The sequence below is a fragment of the Streptomyces diastatochromogenes genome, from assembly GCF_002242805.1.
GTDB lineage: Bacteria > Actinomycetota > Actinomycetes > Streptomycetales > Streptomycetaceae > Streptomyces > Streptomyces diastatochromogenes.
The window spans coordinates 312,785-331,983 of sequence record NZ_MCGQ01000010.1 but is presented as its reverse complement, the minus strand read 5'-3'; the positions used below and the strand labels follow the sequence as shown (position 1 = coordinate 331,983).

Below are 19,199 nucleotides of genomic sequence, written 5' to 3'. Positions count from 1 at the left end.
CATGCCCGCCACGGCAGAGACCGTGCCGGTGCTGGTCGTCGGCGCGGGGCCGGTCGGGCTGACGCTGGCCATGGAGCTGGAGCACCACGGTGTGGACGCCCTGGTCGTGGAGCGCAACACCGCCACCACCCGGCACCCCAAGATGGACGTCACCAACGGCCGCAGCATGGAGCTGTACCGCCGCCTCGGCGTCGCCGACGACCTGCGCAAGATCGCCGTCCCGGCCGACCACCGCACCAAGGTCACGTGGGCGACCAGCGCGGTGGGCTGGGAGCTGGCCTCCTTCGACTACCCCAGCGTCGACGAGATGCGCGAGACGATCCGCGACCGCGACGACGGCACCCTTCCCCTCGAACCCTGGATGCGGGTCTCACAGGTCATCCTCGAACCGGCGCTGCGTGACCTGCTGGAGGCCCGCGCCACCCACGTGAGGGTGCAGTACGGCTGGGCGCTGGAGAGCTTCGAGCAGGACACCGATGGCGTGACGGCCGAGTTGGTGTCGGCGGACGGGAGCCGACGGCGTACCGTCCGCGCCCGGTACCTCGCCGGCTGCGACGGCGCCGGCAGCCGCACCCGCAGACGGCTCGGCATCGGCCTGGACGAGATCGACCTGCGCCGGATGCTCGTCAGGGAACTGGGACTCGGACGTACGGCGGCGATGCTCGGGCGCGCCTTCACGGCGACCCGCGAACGTCCCATGGACGGCCGTATCCACCTCGTCCACTTCACCACACCGGACCGGGAGATCTTCCGGCGCTTCGGCGGTCACGTCTGGCACCTCCAGTCCCCGGAGGGCTGGACGCTGATCTCCCAGAACGACGGCGACACCTTCACGCTGCACGCCCCGCTGGGCATCGGCACCGACGCCGACCGCATCGACCCGCGGGAGTTCGTGTACGAGCGCCTCGGCCGCAGGTTCGAGATGAACGTCCTGGTGGCCAACGCCTGGACGCCGAGACTCACCGTCGCCGACGGGTACGGCCGCGGCCGGGTCTGGCTCGCCGGGGACGCCGTCCATCAGGTGCCGCCCACCGGCGGCTACGGCATGAACACCGGTGTCGGCGACGCGGTCGGCCTCGGCTGGGCGCTCGCGGCGGTGCTCCAGGGCTGGGGGACACCCGGGTTGCTGCGGGCCTACGCACAGGAGCGCCGGTCCGTGGCCCTGCGCAACCGTGAGGCCGCCGCCCGGCACAGTGTCGTACGGGGAGCGGTGAAGGCCGCCCACCGCACCGCCGTACGCAGCGAACGCTGGTTCGGAGCGCGCGCTCGCGCCCGGCTCGGCCGGGAGATCGCCGACCTGGGAAACCTGGAGAACGAGGCACTCGGCATCGAACTCGGCTACCGCTACGACACCTCACCCGTCGTCTGCCCCGACCCCGGCGGCCGGGCTCCACGCCAGACCATGGACGCGTACACGCCCAGCACCTGGCCGGGCGCCCGCCCACCGAGCCTGCACCTTTCGGACGGCCGCGCCCTGTTCGACCTCTTCCACCGCGGCTTCACCCTGCTGCGCTTCGCCGACCACGACGTCACGGCACTCACCGAGGCCGCCGCCGAGCGCGACGTCCCTCTCGGTGTCGTCGACGTCCGTGACACCCACGCCCGGGCCCTCTACGAGCGCGACCTCGTCCTCATCCGGCCCGACCAGCATGTCGCCTGGCGCGGGGACACCCCGCCCGCGGACCCGCACTACGTCATCGACCGCGTCCGGGGCGCTCACCACTGAGGCCGACAACAGCGGGCCCCCGCCGCTCCGGGCAGGAGCGACGGGGGCCCGTTTCGGCGGTGGGGGTCAGTGCAGTGCGCTGACCTCGGTCGCCGACAGCGTCCGGGGGTAGACGTGGACATCGGCCACGGAACCGGGGAACGCCAGGTACGGGGTCGTGGCGGAGGCGCTGTTGACGCAGCCGCCGATGGTCAGGGGCAGGGAGGAGTCGTACTGGGGGCTGAGGTTCTTGGCCGTCCCCATCAGGGTGCCGTTCTGGTAGAGGGCCATGGAGCCGGTGCTGGAGTCCCCGGCGACCGGTGCCCGGTAGGTGGCGACCAGGTGGGTCCAGGTGCCGACCGGACCGGTGTTGTTGTCTCCCTCGGCGGTCGGGAAGTCGGAGTTGCTGTCGTTGGTGGTCGTGGTCTGGAACATCCAGGCGGCACTGGGTTTGTCGTAGGAGAGGTAGAAGGACTGGTGTTGCGTGGTGCCCTGGCAGACCGCTGTGGTGCCGAGCGCCGAGTTGATCTTCACCCAGGCCGAGACGGTGTAGTCGCCGAGGGTGTTGACCGCGCTCTGCTTGCTCTTGAGGAAGCCGGTGCTGCCGTCGAAGGCCGCGCTTCCGGAGAGCCCGCTCGGCGCGTCGCTGCCGAAGGAGACGGTGCCGGACGGGGTCACCGGGTTCAGGGACGCGGTGTCGGTGCCGTCCCCGGAGAGCTTCCACTCGTCCTCGGGCATGCCCTTGTCCCAGCCGCTCGGCACGATCACGCTGCCGGCGTCGGCGTCGCCCGGGGCCATGGCGTACGGGTAGACCTGCACGTCCGAGACGGAACCGGGGAAGGCGTTGTACGGCGACGTCGTGTCGGGGCTGTTGACGCAGCCGCCGACGGTCAGGGGCATGGACGAGTCGTACTGCGGGGTGAGGTTGGTGGCGGTCCCCATCAGGGTGCCGTTCTGGTAGATCGACATCAGGCCGGTGCTGGAGTCACCGTCCACGGGGGCGGTGTAGGTGACCAGGAGGTGGGTCCAGGTGCCCAGGGCCCCGGTGCCGGTGTCTCCTTCCGCGGTCGGGAAGTCGGCGTTGTCGTCGTTGGTGGTCGTGGTCTGGAACATCCAGCCCTTGTTGCCCCTGTCGTACCCGATGTAGAACGCCTGGTGCTGACTGGTCCCCTCGCAGATCGCGGTGGCTGGATTGTCAGCCGAATCGAGCTTCACCCACGCGGAGACGGTGTAGTCGGCGAGGGTGTTGACGGCGGTGTGGTCGCTCTCCAGGAATCCGGTGCTGCCGTCGAACGAGGTGGCGGCGGCGGGCGCGTTGACCGCGTCCGGTCCGGCCCCGTTGAAGGTCGCCCCACCGACCGCGGTGAACGGGTTGTCCCCGCGCGCGTCGGTGCCGTCGGCGGACAGCTCCCACTCGTTGTCGGGGGTGTCGCTGCCGGTGGCCAGCGGGACGATCAGGTTCGGCGCGATGCTGACGACCTGGGTGTTGGTGTCGTTGAGGTACCGGCCGGCGAGGTCGGTGTAGTACGCGTTGGACGGGTTGCCGCTCGACAGGTCGGCCGTCTTCACGGTCGACGAGGTGGCCGTGCCGTCCGTGGAGACCGCCGCGGCGAAGTCGATGACCTGGGACGGGAAGTTGTCGAGCAGGTACTGGTTCACCTGCTCACGTGCGGTCTCCTGCGTCGCCGTGCCCGGGTGGGCGGCGGTGAACGGCGGGATCGTGGTGAGGTAGACGGTCATGTTGGAGTTCTGCGTGACCGGCTGCCCGTTGATGTAGGTCTGCCCGTCGTCGGTGTAGTACGAGCTGAGCTGGCTGTTGAGCGAGGCCAGTCCGTTCTCGACGTTGGTGGCGCAGGTGTTGGCGTCGCCGGTGCAGTTGAGCAGGTCGGTGGCGCCGGTCGAGACGAGCACGGTGCGTACGTTGCCCTGGGCCAGCACATTGCGGTCCAGCGGGTTGAGCGCGTTGGTCGGGCTGTCACTGTTGGTGATCTGCGGCAGCAGGTTGTTGCTCAGGCTGTTGCTGTTGGTGCCGGCGTTGAGCACGCCGTAGTCCACCGTGTCGTCGCCGTTGGGGTCGTTGACCAGGGCGCCGGTGATGGCGTCGCTGAGGTGGTGCTGGCCGTCGCCGCTCGCGGAGTCCCCGTTGACGCTCTGGTCGCCGTAGAGCACCAGCGAACCGGTGGGCGCGGAGGTGGGCGTGGTGACGTCGATGCCGGCCAGGTACGGCAGACCGGTGTACGTCGTCTGCGTGTACTTGGTCGCCGCGGTGTCACCGGTGCGGTTGGCCGCGTCGCTCACCCACACCGGTGTCTGGGCCGCGGCATGGCCGGCCATGGCCGACACCGAGCCGTGCACCTGCAGGCTGACCAGCACGGTGGCCTGCTGCGTGACCGCCAGTGTCACCGGGTCGCTGGTGACGTCGCCGCCCGCGGGGACGGTGACCGAGGTAGCGCCGCCGAAGGTCAGCGCCGTCGGTGCCGCGGCCGCCGTGGCCCCGCCCGCGGTGCCGTCCTGCAGCGCGACCGAGGCCGCGTCGAAGGTCACCGGCGCGCTGCCCATGGCGTTGGACAGGTGGATGCGGACACCGTTGCCGCTGTCGGCGCCGATGCTGACGTGCGCCGGGATGCGCAGCGTCTGCCCGTTGACGGTGGCGGTGGTGCCGCCGGACTGCTGCACCTTGGCGGTGTCCTGCACGGAGGACCAGGTGCCGACCCAGTGCTGGGCGCTGGATCCGCTGCCGGTGACGGTCAGCGGCCGCACGCCGAGACCGAGGATGTGCAGCGCGGGCTGGCCGGACTGGACGCCGTTGGTGAACAGGGGCAGGGAGACGCTGCTGATGACCGAGCCGGGGCAGGCCAGCGGGACGCTGACGGCGTAGATCTTCGGGCCGGGGCTGGGGCTGGTCTGGGTGTTGTTGCTGTGGTTCTGGTGGACGAGGGTCAGCGAGGCCGCCGAGGACGGGCCGCTGAGCCAGTCCGGCACGGTGTCCAGCGTGTACGACTGGTCGGCGGGGTTGCCGTCCGGGTCCAGGCAGTTGTTCTTGGCGTAGGTGATGGTGCCGGTGGCGCCCTTCGCCGCGCCGCCGGTGGCGAAGCCGAGGAAGACCACGGCGTCACCGGTGTTCACGACGCCGCTGCCCGGCACCGTGACGGTCTGGCCGGAGGCCAGCAGGTTGTCGTAGGTGCCGCTGCCGAACGTCGGCAGCTTGATGCCGGCGCCGTCGACGGTCACCGTCTTGCCGCTCTGCCATCCCGCCGTGCTCGTCAGGTCGGCGGAGTTGATGCTGTTGCCGGAGCCGTCGGCGTCGGCCGGGCTGGTCGTGGTGGTGAAGGTGCTGGTGGCGGTGTTGTTCAGGCAGCTGCTGGTGCTGTTGATGGCGCAGGTCAGCGCCGGCGCGAGCCGCAGCACGTCGAGGCCCGCCTGGTATCCGGTGGAACCGGTGTTCTTGCCGGTGAGGGTGAGGGTGAGGGTGTGCACGCCCTGCTTGAGGGTGAGCAGCTGGCCGTTCGCGTCCTTGGGTATCCCGAGGTTCACGAACCGGGTGGTGACGTAGGAGTTGTAGGCGTCGAAGTTGCTGAGCAGGGTGGACTCGGTGGGCTTGCCCGCGTCCAGGACCAGCTTGTAGATGCCGTAGTCCTTGGCCTTGGTCAGGTTGGCACCGAAGCCCCAGGGGCCGTCCTTGGGGATGTCGAAGCTGAACGTCGCGCTGTCACCGGCGACGACCTTGGTGGTGCTCTTGTTGGCGAGCATGGCCTGGTAGCCGTCGGCGAACTCGTAGCCGCTGCCGGCGGCCTGGCTGATCAGCTGACCACCGTTGGAGGTGGTGGTCGCCTTGGGCACGGCCGTGGTCGTGTTGTCCGCGTTGGTCGCCGTCCAGCCGCTGATCATCTTGTCGCCGTAGGCGTACGTCGGCGTGCTGGTGCCCGCGTAGAAGGCGTAGGCCGTCTGCGTGATGGACGTCGAACCGGCCTGGTCCACGGCCTTGGCGTACAGGGTGTGCGGTCCCGCCTTGGCGGGGGCGAAAGCGGGGGAGGCGCTGCCGTTGACGACCGCGGTGCCGGTGCCCGGGCCGTTGTCCGAAGTGGCGTAGTACACATGGGCCGGCAGGATCGTCGTGCTCGTGGTCCATTTGGTGACGCTGCTGCTGTAGACCGTGTTGCCGAGCGTGCCGTCCAGCGCGAACAGGTAACCGGTGATGTTGTTGGTGTGGTTGTTGCTGATCGTGAAGGTGCCCTTGTCGCCGAAGGCGGCACCGATCTGCTTCGCCGGGAACTGACTGGAGGTCACCGTGGGCGCGGGCGGCGCGCTGGTGTCCACCGTGAACGTCTGGGTCTTGGTCCAGACGCCGTTGCCGGTGCCGGCCCAGTAGCCCGCCGCGTTCTGTGCGGTGGCCTTCCAGGTGTAGGTGCCGTCCGGCAGGCTCGGGGTGGTCCAGTCACTGCCGTTGGTGTTGTACCGGGCGCGCTTCTTGGAGTCGAGGTTGGGGCCGAAGCCCTGTCCCACCTGGGTGCCCGAGGAGTTGTAGACGTGGTAGTCGACGCGCACCAGCTCGCTGCCGCCGGCCAGGTCGGGGTCGACCGCGCGCGCGGACAGCGTCGGGGTGTGGGTGGTGGTCATCGTCTTGCCCATGCTCACCGTGGACGGCTTGATGGCGGGAGTGCCGGTGCCGTTCTTGAGCTTGGGCCGGTAGCTGTAGGTGACCGACATGGTCGCGCCGCCGCCGTAGGCGAGCTGCTTCCACTGCGTGGCGTCGTTCATGTCGGGCGACTGGACCATCAGCGTCATGCTCTTCCAGCCGCCGGCCGCCGCGCTCTGCGCACGGGAGGTCACGTCGAACTCCAGCGAGGGCGGGCTGACCCAGGAGTGCGCACCGTCCGTGACCGGGCAGGTGCCCGCCTCGTGGCTCTTGGGGTTGGTGCCGAGGGAGCCGGTACGGCCCCCGGGCTCGTGACCCCAGTACAGCGAGGAGGAGCCCCAGCCCGCGGGGCGGTCGGTGCCGTAGACGGCGGCCGGGGTGTCCGCGCAGGAGGCGGCGGAGAGCTGCTTCACGTACAGGGAGGCGTGGCTGACCACGGCGCCCTTGATGCCGCTGGTGTTCATCTGGTAGTAGGTGCGGGCCCGCTCGCCGTTGCCGGGGTAGGAGTTGTCCCATCCTTCGCGGGCGTTGGTCTCACCGCTGGTGGACGTCGAGTTGTAGACGTTCCACCCGTTGTCGGAGATCCGCGCCCAGTCCAGCTGGGAGGGGCGCCCGCTCCACTCGGGGTCCACGTAGACCGGGTAGGTGGTGCTCTTGGCGGTGAGCAGCTTCCTGTCCAGGCCGAGCAGTTGCTTGCCGGCCTTGAGGCTCACGCGGACCTGGGCGCGGTGCTTGCCGACCCTGGCCGCCGCCTTGTGCTCGGCCCGGGCGGAGGAGGTGGTCGCGGTGTGGGCCAGGGGCGCGCCGGCCGCCTTCTGACCTGCGCTGTCCCACATCAGCGCGGTGTCGCTGTGGAACACCGTCTTGCCGGTGTGCTTGTCCGTGGCCTGTGCGCCACCGTCGTGCGTGGCGGCCAGCTTGAGGTTGGCCGAGGTGGTCCTGAGCGCGAGGCTCCGCAGGTGCGGATCGGCCGCGGCCTTGGGGGACTTGACCACGAGGATCGAGGAGTAGCCGGAGGCGTCCGCGGTCAGCTGGAGGTCGACCTGGGGCAGCACGTCGGGGTAGGTGGCGGTGTCACCGGAGATCACCGGCTTGGGCAGCTTGCCCTGCCAGGAGAAGCCCAGCCGGTCCTTGCCGCTGCGCAGCGTGACCAGCGCACCGGAGCCACCGTCGGAGAAGGCCACGTCCGTGACGGCGGCCTTGGGAGCCCAGGTTCCGTCCGCCTGCCGTACCAGCGTGGTGTCGATCGGCACCCACTTGCCGTGCTGCCGGGTGCGCTGCGGCATCGAGGAGTCGGTGCGGGTGAAGGTGCCGTTGGGGTTGGCCACCACCGTCGTGCCGGTGTCGGTGAGCTGGTCGATGGTCACCGGCTTGCCGGTCGCCTTCGCCCGGGCGGACGCCGACTCCGTGGGGTTGAAACGCCTGGCGGCGGACTGGGAACGCGTGCTGTGCGACTTCGCGTGGGACGACCGGGCGGGGGCGGCGGGTGCCGCGTGGGCCGACACCGTCGCGGTCAGCGACCCGGCCGCCAGGGCCGCGATGACGGCGGCGGCGAGGGGTCTGGAGGCGGGACGTCTGGACGCACGTAGGGGTGTGCGGAAGGCGGACATCGAGGTTGGGATCCTTAGCAGGTATCAGGCGGTCCCCCCGTGGGTCCGCGCCGCTGTGCATTCTGAGGTCCCGTGTGATCGGGGTCCATCGTCAACTGACCGAATGACGTCCGTAGTTAGTCCGCTTTTGACGTATGCGAGACGGCTTGGGTTTCAACTTGGAACATCCCTTGGGGTTTTCACAGGAAATCCTTTGCCTGTGGAGATCGCGTGAGGCCCTAGCGTGATCAACTGCGGGGGGTGTGAGTTTTGTGCACCCCTCTTTTGACGTGCACTCAGATGCCCGCGGGCGACCTGTGTGCTCTTGCCTCAGAGAGGAATCGCACACCATGGTGCGAACTACGGGGTGGCGAAAAGGGCGGTTGGCCTCACGCACCCGAAGACTTCGGCGGTCGGTGTTCGTCACGGTCGGCGCCGTGCTGGTGTCGGGCCTGCTGCCCGCGGGCACGGCCACGGCGGCCTCGCCGACGACGAAGCGGCACGTGTCGGCTCCGGCCGTTCCGCACGACAAGCGGATCCCGTTCACGCACGCCACTCCCCGGCACGTCCCCTCGCACAAGGGGTTCAAGCACTTCGATCCCGCTGCGCATGCCAAGTTCCCGGCGGCGGGCAGTGCCGTGGTGACCCTGCCGGTCGCGCCTGCGTCGGCGAGGCTGAGCGCCAAGGCGACCCAGGTGCGAGCCGGGAGCACGCCCGTCCTGCTCGGTGCCGCCGCGACCGCCCGGCCTCAGGGCGGTGCCGTGATCGGTTCGCAGCGTGTGCGGGTGAGCGTGCTGGGCCAGAAGGCGGCGCGTGCCGCCGGTGTCCACGGTGTGCTGTTCACCCTGCGGCGCACCGGCCCGGGCGGCGGCAAGGTCGCCCTGCGGGTGGACGACTCCTCCTTCCGCTATGCCTTCGGCGGTGACTTCGCCTCGCGTCTGCACCTGGTCCAGCTGCCCGCGTGCGCACTGACCACGCCGAAGCTGCGCAAGTGCCAGGTCCAGGCGCCGGTGCGCACTGCCCCTGGGTCGCCGCTGTCGGGACAGGTCGCCGTGCCGGGCGCGGCGACCGGCAGCACCTTCCACACGAGCAGGGCGACGGCGTCGTCCGGCGCCATGGTGGTCATGGCGGCGACCTCGGGCACGTCGGGTTCGTCGGGTGACTACTCGGCGACGAACCTGTCGCCCGCGGGGACGTGGTCGACCTCGGGCAACACCGGGTCGTTCACGTATACGTACCCCATCAACGTGCCCGCGGCCGTCGGCGGATCGGCGCCGAACGTGGACCTGTCGTACGACTCCTCCAGCCAGGACGCGCGCACCGAGGGGACCAACAACCAGTCCTCATGGCTGGGCGACGGCTGGACCACGCAGGACAACTACATCGAGCGCACCTACAAGTCCTGCAAGGACGACTCCTCCTCCGGCGCTCCCAAGGACGACGGGGACGAGTGCTGGGCGGGTCAGATCCTGACCCTTTCGCTGAACGGGAAGTCCACCGCCCTCGTCTACGACGACGCGACCAAGACGTTCCGCCCGGTCTCCGACGACTCGACCACCAAGATCCAGAACCTGACCGGGGCCACGAACGGCACCGACAACAAGGAGTACTTCAAGGTCACCCAGGGCGGGACGCAGTACTTCTTCGGCCTGAACCGGCTGCCGGGCTGGTCGTCGGGCAAGGACGAGACGAAGTCCGTGTGGACCGAGCCCGTCTACCACGCGCACGGCGGCGTCTCGGCCTGCCCGGACAGCACGACCTTCGCCGACACGTCCTGCACACTCGGCTACCGCTTCAACCTCGACTACGCCGTGGACCGGCACGGCAACGCCACTGCCTGGTACTACAGCCCGGAGACGGGCTACTACGGCGCGGACATGAAGGACACCGCGGTCTCCTACACCCGTGGTGGCACGCTCTCGCGCATCGACTACGGCATGACGTCGTCCACGATCTACTCGGACACCGCCCCGGAGCAGATCCTCTTCGACACTGCCGAGCGCTGCATTCCCGGCACCCCGTCGGGCAACACGTGCGCGGACAGCCAGTTCACCGCGGCCAACGCCGCCTACTGGCCGGACGTGCCCATCGACCTGAACTGCACCTCCGGATCGACGAGTTGCACCAACCACGGCCCGAGCTTCTGGTCCCGTAAGCGGCTGACGTCGATCACCACGCAGATCCGCAGCGGTGGGGCGACCAAGCAGGTCGACAAGTACACCTTCACCCAGTCCTTCCCCGACGGCGGCGACCACGCGCCCACGTTGTGGCTGGACTCGGTGCAGCGCACCGGCCTGGACACCCTGGGCGGCGCCTCCGGCAGCACCTCGACCCCGGCCATCAGCTTCGACCCGCCGCTGCAACTGCCCAACCGGGTCGGCACCATCCCGCAGATGCCGCTGATGTACCACGACCGCATCCAGACGGTCACCAGCGAGACCGGCGCCCAGACCACGGTCACCTACGACCGCCCGGACTGCTCCAGCGCCCCGGCCAGCGACCCGAACGATCCGACGGACGCGGCGGCGCAGTCCTTCGCCTCCACGAACACGTTGTCGTGTTTCCCGGTGTACTGGACTCCGACGGGTCAGCCGGCGCCGTGGATGGACTGGTTCTACAAATACAAGGTGAGCTCGGTCGTCACCACGGACGTGCACAACTCCTACCAGGACGGCACGCAGCCGGATCTGGAGACGGACTACACCTACAAGGGCAATCCGGGGTGGCACTACGACGACAACGAGGTCGTCAAGGCCAAGAACCGCACCTGGGGCCAGTTCCGGGGCTACCCGGAGGTGGACGTCACCACCGGTGACCCCAACGTCTTCCACAAGACCAACGGCACCGCCGTCCACGACCAGAAGACGCTGTCGAAGACGTACTACTTCCTGGGCATGAACGGCGACACGCTGCCCGGTGGCAAGACCCGCACGGTGCCCGACCTGACCAGCCAGGACGGTGCCACGTCCGTCGCCGACGACAACGCGCTGGCCGGACAGGTCTTCGAGACCGACACCTACACCGCCTCCGGCGGCAGCCTGGACAAGGCCGCCGTCACCGTACCGACGATCATCGGTCCCACCGCCAGCCGCAACCGCAGCGGGCTGCCCGACCTCACGGCGCAGATGGTGCGCACCGCCAGGACACTCACCCGGCAGGCCGTCTCCTACGGCTGGCGCAAGACGGAGACGGACACCTTCTACAACCGGACGCTGGGCAAGCCGACCACCGGGATGCAGGTTCAGGTGGACGACCGGGGTGAGACCGCCGACAGCGACAACGTCGCCAAGTGCACCTACACCCGCTACCTCACCGGCAGCGTGGACACCCTGGTGCTGCCGGCGGAGGTCATCACCACGGCCCAGGACTGCTCCAGCGCCGGTGCCACCCCAAGCGGCACGCTCGTCTCCGACCTCCGTACCTCCTACGACAACAAGGCCTTCGGTTACGACGGCGACGGCCGGTCGAACCCGGACCTGCCCACGACCGGTGACGCGACCCTGGTCCAGAAGGCGTCCGCCGCCTCCGGCGCCACCGCGACCACGTTCATGGACACGGCCATCACCAAGTACGACGACTACGGCCGTATCACCCAGGTGACGCGCACGCCCCACTCCACCGCTCCGGACGGTACGAGCCTGTCCCAGAGCGTGGTCACCGGCTACACCCCGGCCGCCGGTGAGCTTCCGACCGACGTGGTCACCGCCGTCCAGGTCACGCCCGGAGCCGCTTGCACGGTCAGCAGCACAAGTTCCAAGGACTGCCAGGTCGCCACCAGCACGTTGGACCCGGCTCGTGCCCTGCCGACCGCCAAGAAGGACGCGGGCGGCCTGCTGACCTCGCTGTCGTACGACGCGCTCGGCCGTCTGACGGCCGTGTGGCTGCCCAATGAGATCAAGGCCAACAGCGCGCCGGCCAGCATGACCTACTCCTACAACCTGGCCCAGTCGGCCCCCTCGACCGTTGCGACCAACACGCTGCTGGACAACGGCAGTTACAGCACGAGCGAGACGCTGTACGACGCGATGCTCCGTCCGCTTCAGGTCCAGGCGACAGCGGAGAACTCCAGCACCACGGTCTCCGACACCCAATACGACTCGCACGGCTGGGCGGTCGTCGCCAACAACGCCTACAACGTCTCGGGCAACCCCGGAAGCAAGCTGATCTCCGTCTCCCAGGTGTCCATCCCCGACACCACCGTCACCGACCACGACGGCATGGGCCGCGCCGACCTCGTCACCGAGGAGCACGACGGCGCCAAGACCTGGACGGCGACCACCGCCTTCACCGGGGACAAGACCACCGTGCTACCGCCCAAGGGCGGGGTCGCCACCACCACGGTCACCAACGCCCGTGGGCAGACCACCGAGCTGGACCAGTACACCGCCGCGCCCACGGTCTCCGGATCCGCGGCCACCGGCTTCACCACCACCGGCGGCACCACCTCAGCCACCACCTACGGCTACAACCCAGCCGGACAGCAGACCCGGGTCACCGGACCGGACAAAACGAATTGGACGTTCGACTACGACCTGCTGGGCCGCAAGAAGTCCCAGACCGATCCGGACGCGGGCGGCAGCAGCTACGGCTATGACGACGCAGGCAACCTGATCTCGACCACAGACGCCAAGAAGGTCGAACTCGACTACACCTACGACCTGCTCGGCCGCAAGCTCACCGGCACGGACAAGGCCAAGTCCGACTTCAAGTTCGCCGAGTGGACCTACGACACCCTTCGGATCGGCCTGCCGACCTCCTCCACCCGGTACGTGCAGGGGGTGAGCGGCGGCTACACGGTCGGCGTCACCGGCTACACCAGCCTCGGCAAGCCGACCGGCACGAAGATCACCCTGCCGGCGTCCGAGGCGCCGCTGCCGTCCACGTACACGACGACCTACACCTACAGCACCAACGACCAGCTGCTGAAAACCGAGTCCGCCCCGCGTACTCAGGGCCTGAACAGCGAGGTCATCACCTACGGCCGCGACGCGCTGGGCAACCCGACCACGACCGGCAGCAGCATCAACACCTACGTCGGTGCCTCCGTCTACACCAACTACGGGGAACCCTCGCGGCTGACGTTCGGCGCTTCGACCAACCCGGCCTGGGCGACGTACTCCTACGACGACCAGACCCGCCGGCTCACCGACCGCCTCATCGAGCGGACCCAGGCTCCCGGTCCGACGGTGGACGACACCAAGTACACCTACGACGCCGCAGGAAACCCCACCTCCACCACCGACCAGCAGTCGGAGACCGGCAACACCGTCACCGACCAGCAGTGCTACTCCTACGACACGCTCGACCGGCTCACCGACGCCTGGACCGCCAACGACAACTGCGCCGCCAACCCGCCCACCAGCAGCACCCTGACCACCTCGCCGGGCTCGTACTGGCAGTCCTTCGGCTACGACGCGATCGGCAACCGCAAGCAGAGCGTCGACCACGCCATCGGCGGCACCGGCACCACGGCCACCACCAACTACACCGACGGCTGCACCACCGGCTGCAACACCACCGGCACCCAGCCGCACACCCTGACCGCCACCACCGGAGGCACCAACCCCACCAACTTCGCCTACGACGAGAACGGCAACCTCCACACCCGCACCCCAGCCAGCGGCCCCGGCCAGACCCTGACCTGGGACGACGAGAACCACCTCGCCCAGATCGACACCACGGGTGCCGGCCCCACCACGACCAAGTACCTGTACGACGCCGACGGCAACCAGCTCATCCGTCGCGACCCCGGCCAGACCACCCTCTTCGCCGGCGACACAGAGATCATCGTCAACACCAGTGTGACCCCGAACGTTCTGCTCGGCGGGGTCCGCACCTACAGCCACGGCGGCGCGGGTGCCCCGGTGGCCGTCCGCTCCAGCCTCTCCGGCGGAGGACTGAAGTATCTCTTCAGTGACGCCCATGGGACCGCGACCCTGGCCATGGACGCCACCACCCAGCAGGTCGCACGCCGGCAGTACACCCCCTACGGCCAACCACGTTCCAGCGCCAACACCACCGCCTGGCCCGACCCCAGCCACTCCTTCCTCGGCAAACCGCAGGACACGACCACCGGCTACACCGATGTCGGCGCCCGCAAGTACGACCCTGCTCTCGGCGCCTTCATCAGCGTCGACCCCGTCTTCGAAGCCACCAGCCCCCAGGAACTCGGCGGCTACGCCTACGCCTCCGACAACCCGCTTTCCGGCTATGACCCCACCGGACTGGACAACTGGTGGGCCGACCCGACGATGAACAAGCCGCTCAAGGGCGGCACCCCCGTCTCGCAGCAACTCGCGAACGAGCAGGGCTTCGGCGACCTCTGCAACGCGAACAACTGTTCGCACTACAACCCCAAGCTGAAGCCCAGCTACCTCAACTCGGCTGCCGTGACGGCACTGGCGGCGGCTGCCGGATGGGGCAGGGACAAATACATCCTTTCGATCAGCGGCAAAAACACCGTGAGCGGTGCCATCGCCGTCGAGGATCAGAAGTGGGAGACGCAGGACTATCTCAATGCCTCGCGGCAGATCCGCTCCGCGGTGTACGCACGGCTCCAGGCGCTCGCTGACGAAGGCGAGTTGAGCAAGAACCAGCTCAACAGGTTCGCCACGATCACCGTTGCCTGGGACGAGAAGAAGAAGATGATCTACTGGGCGGCCTACAAGGCGGGCCGGAGAGGCCCCGGGGACTTCTGCGCCGAGGACCACTGCGACATGGAGGCCGCGGCGAACGGTTCGGAGAAGGAGGACCTGCAGTACACCGAGGCGGTGGGTGCCCGCGACGGGGCGGAAGTGAGCGTGTGTACCCGGTGCCAGCAGAGTCGCGAGCTGGAGCAGTTCGAGGCGTCGGGTGCCAAGATGCGCGAGGGCGGCCGGCTCTGGCTCCAGCAGATGGCCGAGAGCGGTGCGGACGCCGGCGGCGAGGCCGAGGCGGAAGCACAGGCAGAGGCACAGGCCGAGGCGCAAGCGGAGTCCATGGCCGAATCGGAGGCTCTGCTCGAGGGCTTCGAGATGGGCCTGGAGGACGAGTGACCGTGCGGACGGTCAGCCGTCCATCTCCGTAGCGCGTCGCGGGCGGCCCCCTCTCCACTCGGAGGGGCGCCGCCCGCGGCGTCACGGGTTCCGGACCCAGCGGTGCCCGTGGGGGAGGGGGGTACCTTTCGGGACGAAGGAACGGGGCCAGGGTTTACGGTCCAGCTCGATCATGGAACGGCTGACGATCTCCTCGAACCAGTCGGCGGCGATCCTGCCCAGTTCCTCGGGCGATCCGGTCGCCTCCAGCGGCTCGATGTCCGTGATCGGCTCGGGGTGGTACGTGCTGCTGTTCCGCTCGCTGCAGAAGAGGCGGTCACCGGCCACGGTCGCGCCCAGCGTCATGACGACCAGCTTCTGGTCCCGGTGCCTGAGGTCCACGATCAGCGTGAGCACCGCCTGCCCGGCGGCGAACGCCTCGTCCCATGCGGCATCGTAGGCGTCGCGAGGGGCGCGCGCGTCCTCTTCCTCCTCTTCGTCAGCGGGGAAGACGAGCACAGCAGTCGCGTCGGGCGGGCATTCGGGCCACGCGCGTGCGGAGTTGCGGACGATACTCACCAGGGTGGTGTGTGGGGGGCTCAGCTCGCCCTCGTCCACCTCGAACCAGTCGTCGTTCATGACCGAATATTACGGCGGTCACACCGGCTGTTATTACGGCGGTCACACCGGCTGTTATTACGGCGGTCACACCGGCTGTTATTGCGGCGGTCACATCGACTGTCGCTGTGTTCTCCAGCAGCCGCGTCAACCATGCCATCACCGACATCGCCGGCTGGTTCTGCTTCGGAGTGATTGTTGTGGGGATCCTTCTTCTGATCTTCTGGGGCGGCAGCGCCTGTTTCTCCGCCTGGCGTGCCCAGCGGTTGTGGAAGGACCCGGACTACCACCGCCGAGTCGTGAACCAAAGGATGTTCCGCTTCAGGGACGACGTCAGCCGCGGACTGGTTCGCGGCTGGGCCCCCTTCTCGGTCGGGCTGGTGGTCTTGCTGGCGGCGATGCTGATGTTCATCGCCGACGGCGTCGGCCAGCGCCCGCACGAGGGCCCCTCCACGGCGGGAAGAAGCCGGAGCGTGGGCGGAGCGACACCCCCGCAAGGTGCGCTGACCAGGAGACAGAAACATGGACGGCAAAACCGGTCCCGGCTCCCTTCCGGATGCTCCCGGGAGGTGGCGGCTGGTCCCCGAGGTCGAGCCCGCGCTCGTCGAGCGGTGGCGTTCGGACGGGGGCGAACTCGTCGACCTGCTGTCCCGCGTGCGCGCGCGGTCGGGCGGCGTCGCCGCCTTCCGCCTCGGACCGGACCCCACCGTTCTCGTCACCGACCCGCAGGCCGTCCAGCACCTCCTCGCCCGGCACCTGGAGCGCTACGTCAAGCGCTCCCACCGGGCGCGGCTGCTGATCGGCGACGGTGTCCTGGCCGCCACCGGCACCGCCTGGAAGCGGCAACGCCGACTGCTGCAGGCCCAGTTCACTGGTACCGGGATGCGCCGTTACGAAGGGCGGATCACCCCGGCCGCCCGGACCACCGCCGGACGCTGGGCCGGGTGCGCCCATACCGGGCAGACCTTCGACGTCGGGCAGGAGATGCGCCGCTTCGCGCTGGACGCCATCCGGCGCTCGCTCACCGGGCATCCCCTCGACGACGCGACGGAACGCGAACTGGCCGCCGTCGCCGCCGCCCTGCCGACGCTGCCCGCGGACCACACCGACGCGCAGAAGGCCGTAGTCGCCGATCTGGCCCGGATCGACGCGGTCGCCCGGCACGCCGCCGAGGCCGCCCGCAGCGGGGACAGCGGCCCCGACGGCCCGGGTCTGCTGCACGTCCTGCTCGACGCCGTCACCGAGCACCCCGAGTACACCGACCGGCTGATCCGCGACGAACTGGTCACGCTGCTCTTGGCTGGACACGAGACCACGGCCACCGCTCTGACCTGGCTGTACCTACTCCTCGACCGGCACCCCGCCGCCCGTCAGTAGCCCTCGCCGCCGGCCCCGACGGCTCACCGGGGCGCCGCCGGCCCTTCAGGCGCTGGTCCACGAGACCCTCCGGCTCTACCCCTCCGCCTGGCTCCTGCCCCGCCACGCCGCCGAGGGGGATCGACCTCCTGGTCTGCCCCTACCTCACCCACCGCGACCCCGCTCTGTGGCCGGACCCGGTCCGCTTCTCCCCCCGGCGCTTCCTCACCCCGGAGGGCCGCGCCAGCCACCCCAGGGCGCCTACTACCCCTTCGGTATCGGCCCCCGCGCCTGCCTCGGCATGCAGTTCGCACTCCGCGAGTCCACCACCCTGCTCGAACACCTGCTGCCCCTGCACACCCCCGTCTTCCGGTCCACCCCCACCAAGGCGGTCCACGGCATCACCGTCCGCCCCGACGGCCCTGCACCGGCGACCTTGGGAACGCCGCTCACCTGAGGCGCGCCATGCTGGACGGCTGGCCCCACCATCCGGTGACCACGACATCGTGGACCAGCGTGTCGTCCACGTGGCGATGCACGGAGAGGTCGACGATGCGGTCGTCGTCCGGCCGGTACGGCGACTCGGGTCGGGCATGCCGAGCAGCGGTCCCAGGGCGACGAGGTGGCGGACACGCATCAGGGGCGGTGCCAGGGTCCTCGATTGTGGACCACCGCCCCGGAATCCTCCCCTCCGCGGAGCGGGACGGGGCTCTCTCCGACAGCGCCTACCCTTGACCCATGACCAGCAGCAGCGACCGGAGCCCCGCAGTGGACGTGCCCGCACCCAAGAGCTACGAGATCCGCACGTACGGATGCCAGATGAACGTCCACGACTCGGAGCGACTGGCCGGCCTGCTGGAGGACGCCGGGTACGTAAGGGCCCCGGAGGGGTCGGACGGCGACGCCGACGTCGTCGTCTTCAACACCTGTGCGGTGCGCGAGAACGCCGACAACCGGCTCTACGGCAACCTCGGCCGCCTCGCGCCCAGGAAGGCGAGCCGCCCCGGTATGCAGATCGCGGTCGGCGGCTGTCTGGCGCAGAAGGACCGCGACACCATCGTGAAGAAGGCGCCCTGGGTGGACGTCGTCTTCGGCACGCACAACATCGGCAAGCTGCCCGTCCTGCTGGAGCGCGCCCGCGTCCAGGAAGAGGCGCAGGTCGAGATCGCCGAGTCCCTGGAGGCGTTCCCCTCCACGCTGCCGACCCGGCGCGAGAGCGCCTACGCGGCCTGGGTCTCCATCTCCGTCGGCTGCAACAACACCTGCACCTTCTGCATCGTCCCGGCCCTGCGCGGCAAGGAGAAGGACCGCCGCACCGGCGACATCCTCGCCGAGATCGAGGCACTGGTCGCCGAGGGCGTCTCCGAGATCACGCTGCTCGGGCAGAACGTCAACGCCTACGGCTCCGACATCGGCGACCGCGAGGCCTTCAGCAAGCTGCTGCGCGCCTGCGGCTCCATCGAGGGCCTGGAGCGGGTCCGCTTCACCTCCCCGCACCCGCGCGACTTCACCGACGACGTCATCGCCGCCATGGCCGAGACGCCGAACGTCATGCCGCAGCTGCACATGCCGCTCCAGTCCGGCTCGGACACCGTCCTGAAGGCGATGCGCCGCTCCTACCGGCAGGACCGCTACCTCGGGATCATCGAGAAGGTACGGGCCGCCATCCCGCACGCCGCGATCACCACCGACATCATCGTGGGCTTCCCGGGGGAGACGGAGGAGGACTTCGAGCAGACCCTCCACGTCGTCCGCGAGGCGCGCTTCACGCAGGCGTTCACCTTCCAGTACTCCAAGCGGCCCGGCACCCCCGCCGCCACCATGGACGACCAGATCCCCAAGGAGGTCGTCCAGGCGCGCTACGAGCGGCTCGTCGCCCTCCAGGAGGAGATCTCCTGGGACGAGAACAAGAAGCAGGTCGGCCGCACCCTGGAGCTGATGGTCGCCGAGGGCGAGGGCCGCAAGGACGGCGCCACCCACCGCCTCTCCGGCCGCGCCCCCGACAACCGCCTGGTCCACTTCACCAAGCCGGAGCAGGAGGTCCGCCCCGGCGACGTGGTCACCGTCGAGGTGACGTACGCCGCCCCGCACCACCTCCTCGCCGAGGGCCCCGTCCTCGCCGTGCGCCCTACGCGCGCGGGCGACGCGTGGGAGAAGCGGAACGCGGCTCAGGCCGCGAAGCCGGCCGGCGTGATGCTCGGGCTGCCGACGGTCGGGGTGCCGGCGCCGCTGCCGGCGGCCACGAGCGGCTGCGCGCTGGACTGAGCGCCCGCGCCACCCCC

Annotated in this window: 7 protein-coding genes and 1 pseudogene; 6 read left to right on the top strand and 2 right to left on the bottom strand. The window is 69.5% G+C overall.

Annotation, left to right across the window (positions count from 1 at the left end):
• Window position 1: 1 nt before the first annotated feature.
• Window positions 2-1,726, top strand: a complete 1,725-nt coding sequence (locus BEK98_RS12180) for an FAD-dependent monooxygenase (RefSeq protein ID WP_167444143.1) — start codon at window positions 2-4, stop codon at window positions 1,724-1,726.
• 66 nt (window positions 1,727-1,792) lie between these two features.
• Here BEK98_RS12180 and BEK98_RS48960 read toward each other — a convergent pair whose 3' ends face one another.
• Window positions 1,793-7,951: a LamG-like jellyroll fold domain-containing protein gene (locus BEK98_RS48960; protein WP_167444132.1), complete on the bottom strand. Its 6,159-nt coding sequence runs from the start codon at window positions 7,949-7,951 to the stop codon at window positions 1,793-1,795.
• 395 nt (window positions 7,952-8,346) lie between these two features.
• Here BEK98_RS48960 and BEK98_RS12170 point away from each other — a divergent pair, with 395 nt between their 5' ends.
• The gene (locus BEK98_RS12170; RefSeq protein ID WP_107428268.1) at window positions 8,347-14,964 is read left to right on the top strand and encodes an RHS repeat domain-containing protein; all 6,618 of its coding nucleotides are present in this window, start codon (window positions 8,347-8,349) and stop codon (window positions 14,962-14,964) included.
• 81 nt (window positions 14,965-15,045) lie between these two features.
• On the opposite strand, the gene BEK98_RS12165 is transcribed toward BEK98_RS12170, so the two are convergent.
• Window positions 15,046-15,582: a hypothetical protein gene (locus tag BEK98_RS12165; protein WP_094216466.1), complete on the bottom strand. Its 537-nt coding sequence runs from the start codon at window positions 15,580-15,582 to the stop codon at window positions 15,046-15,048.
• A gap of 501 nt (window positions 15,583-16,083) precedes the next feature.
• On the opposite strand from BEK98_RS12165, the gene BEK98_RS12160 reads away from it, so the two are divergent.
• From BEK98_RS12160 to miaB, 4 genes and pseudogenes are all read left to right on the top strand, one after another.
• A complete protein-coding gene (locus BEK98_RS12160) occupies window positions 16,084-16,938 on the top strand; it encodes a cytochrome P450 (protein ID WP_244201842.1) in 855 nt (284 codons plus the stop codon).
• A pseudogene (locus BEK98_RS51265) lies at window positions 16,893-17,114 on the top strand (hypothetical protein); the annotation flags it as partial. The gene BEK98_RS12160 and the pseudogene BEK98_RS51265, both read left to right, overlap by 46 nt.
• The gene (locus BEK98_RS51095; protein WP_341868964.1) at window positions 17,105-17,374 is read left to right on the top strand and encodes a cytochrome P450; all 270 of its coding nucleotides are present in this window, start codon (window positions 17,105-17,107) and stop codon (window positions 17,372-17,374) included. The pseudogene BEK98_RS51265 and the gene BEK98_RS51095, both read left to right, overlap by 10 nt.
• Before the next feature lie 281 nt (window positions 17,375-17,655).
• Window positions 17,656-19,182: a tRNA (N6-isopentenyl adenosine(37)-C2)-methylthiotransferase MiaB gene (gene miaB, locus BEK98_RS12155; protein ID WP_094216465.1), complete on the top strand. Its 1,527-nt coding sequence runs from the start codon at window positions 17,656-17,658 to the stop codon at window positions 19,180-19,182.
• The last annotated feature ends 17 nt before the right edge of the window (window positions 19,183-19,199 follow it).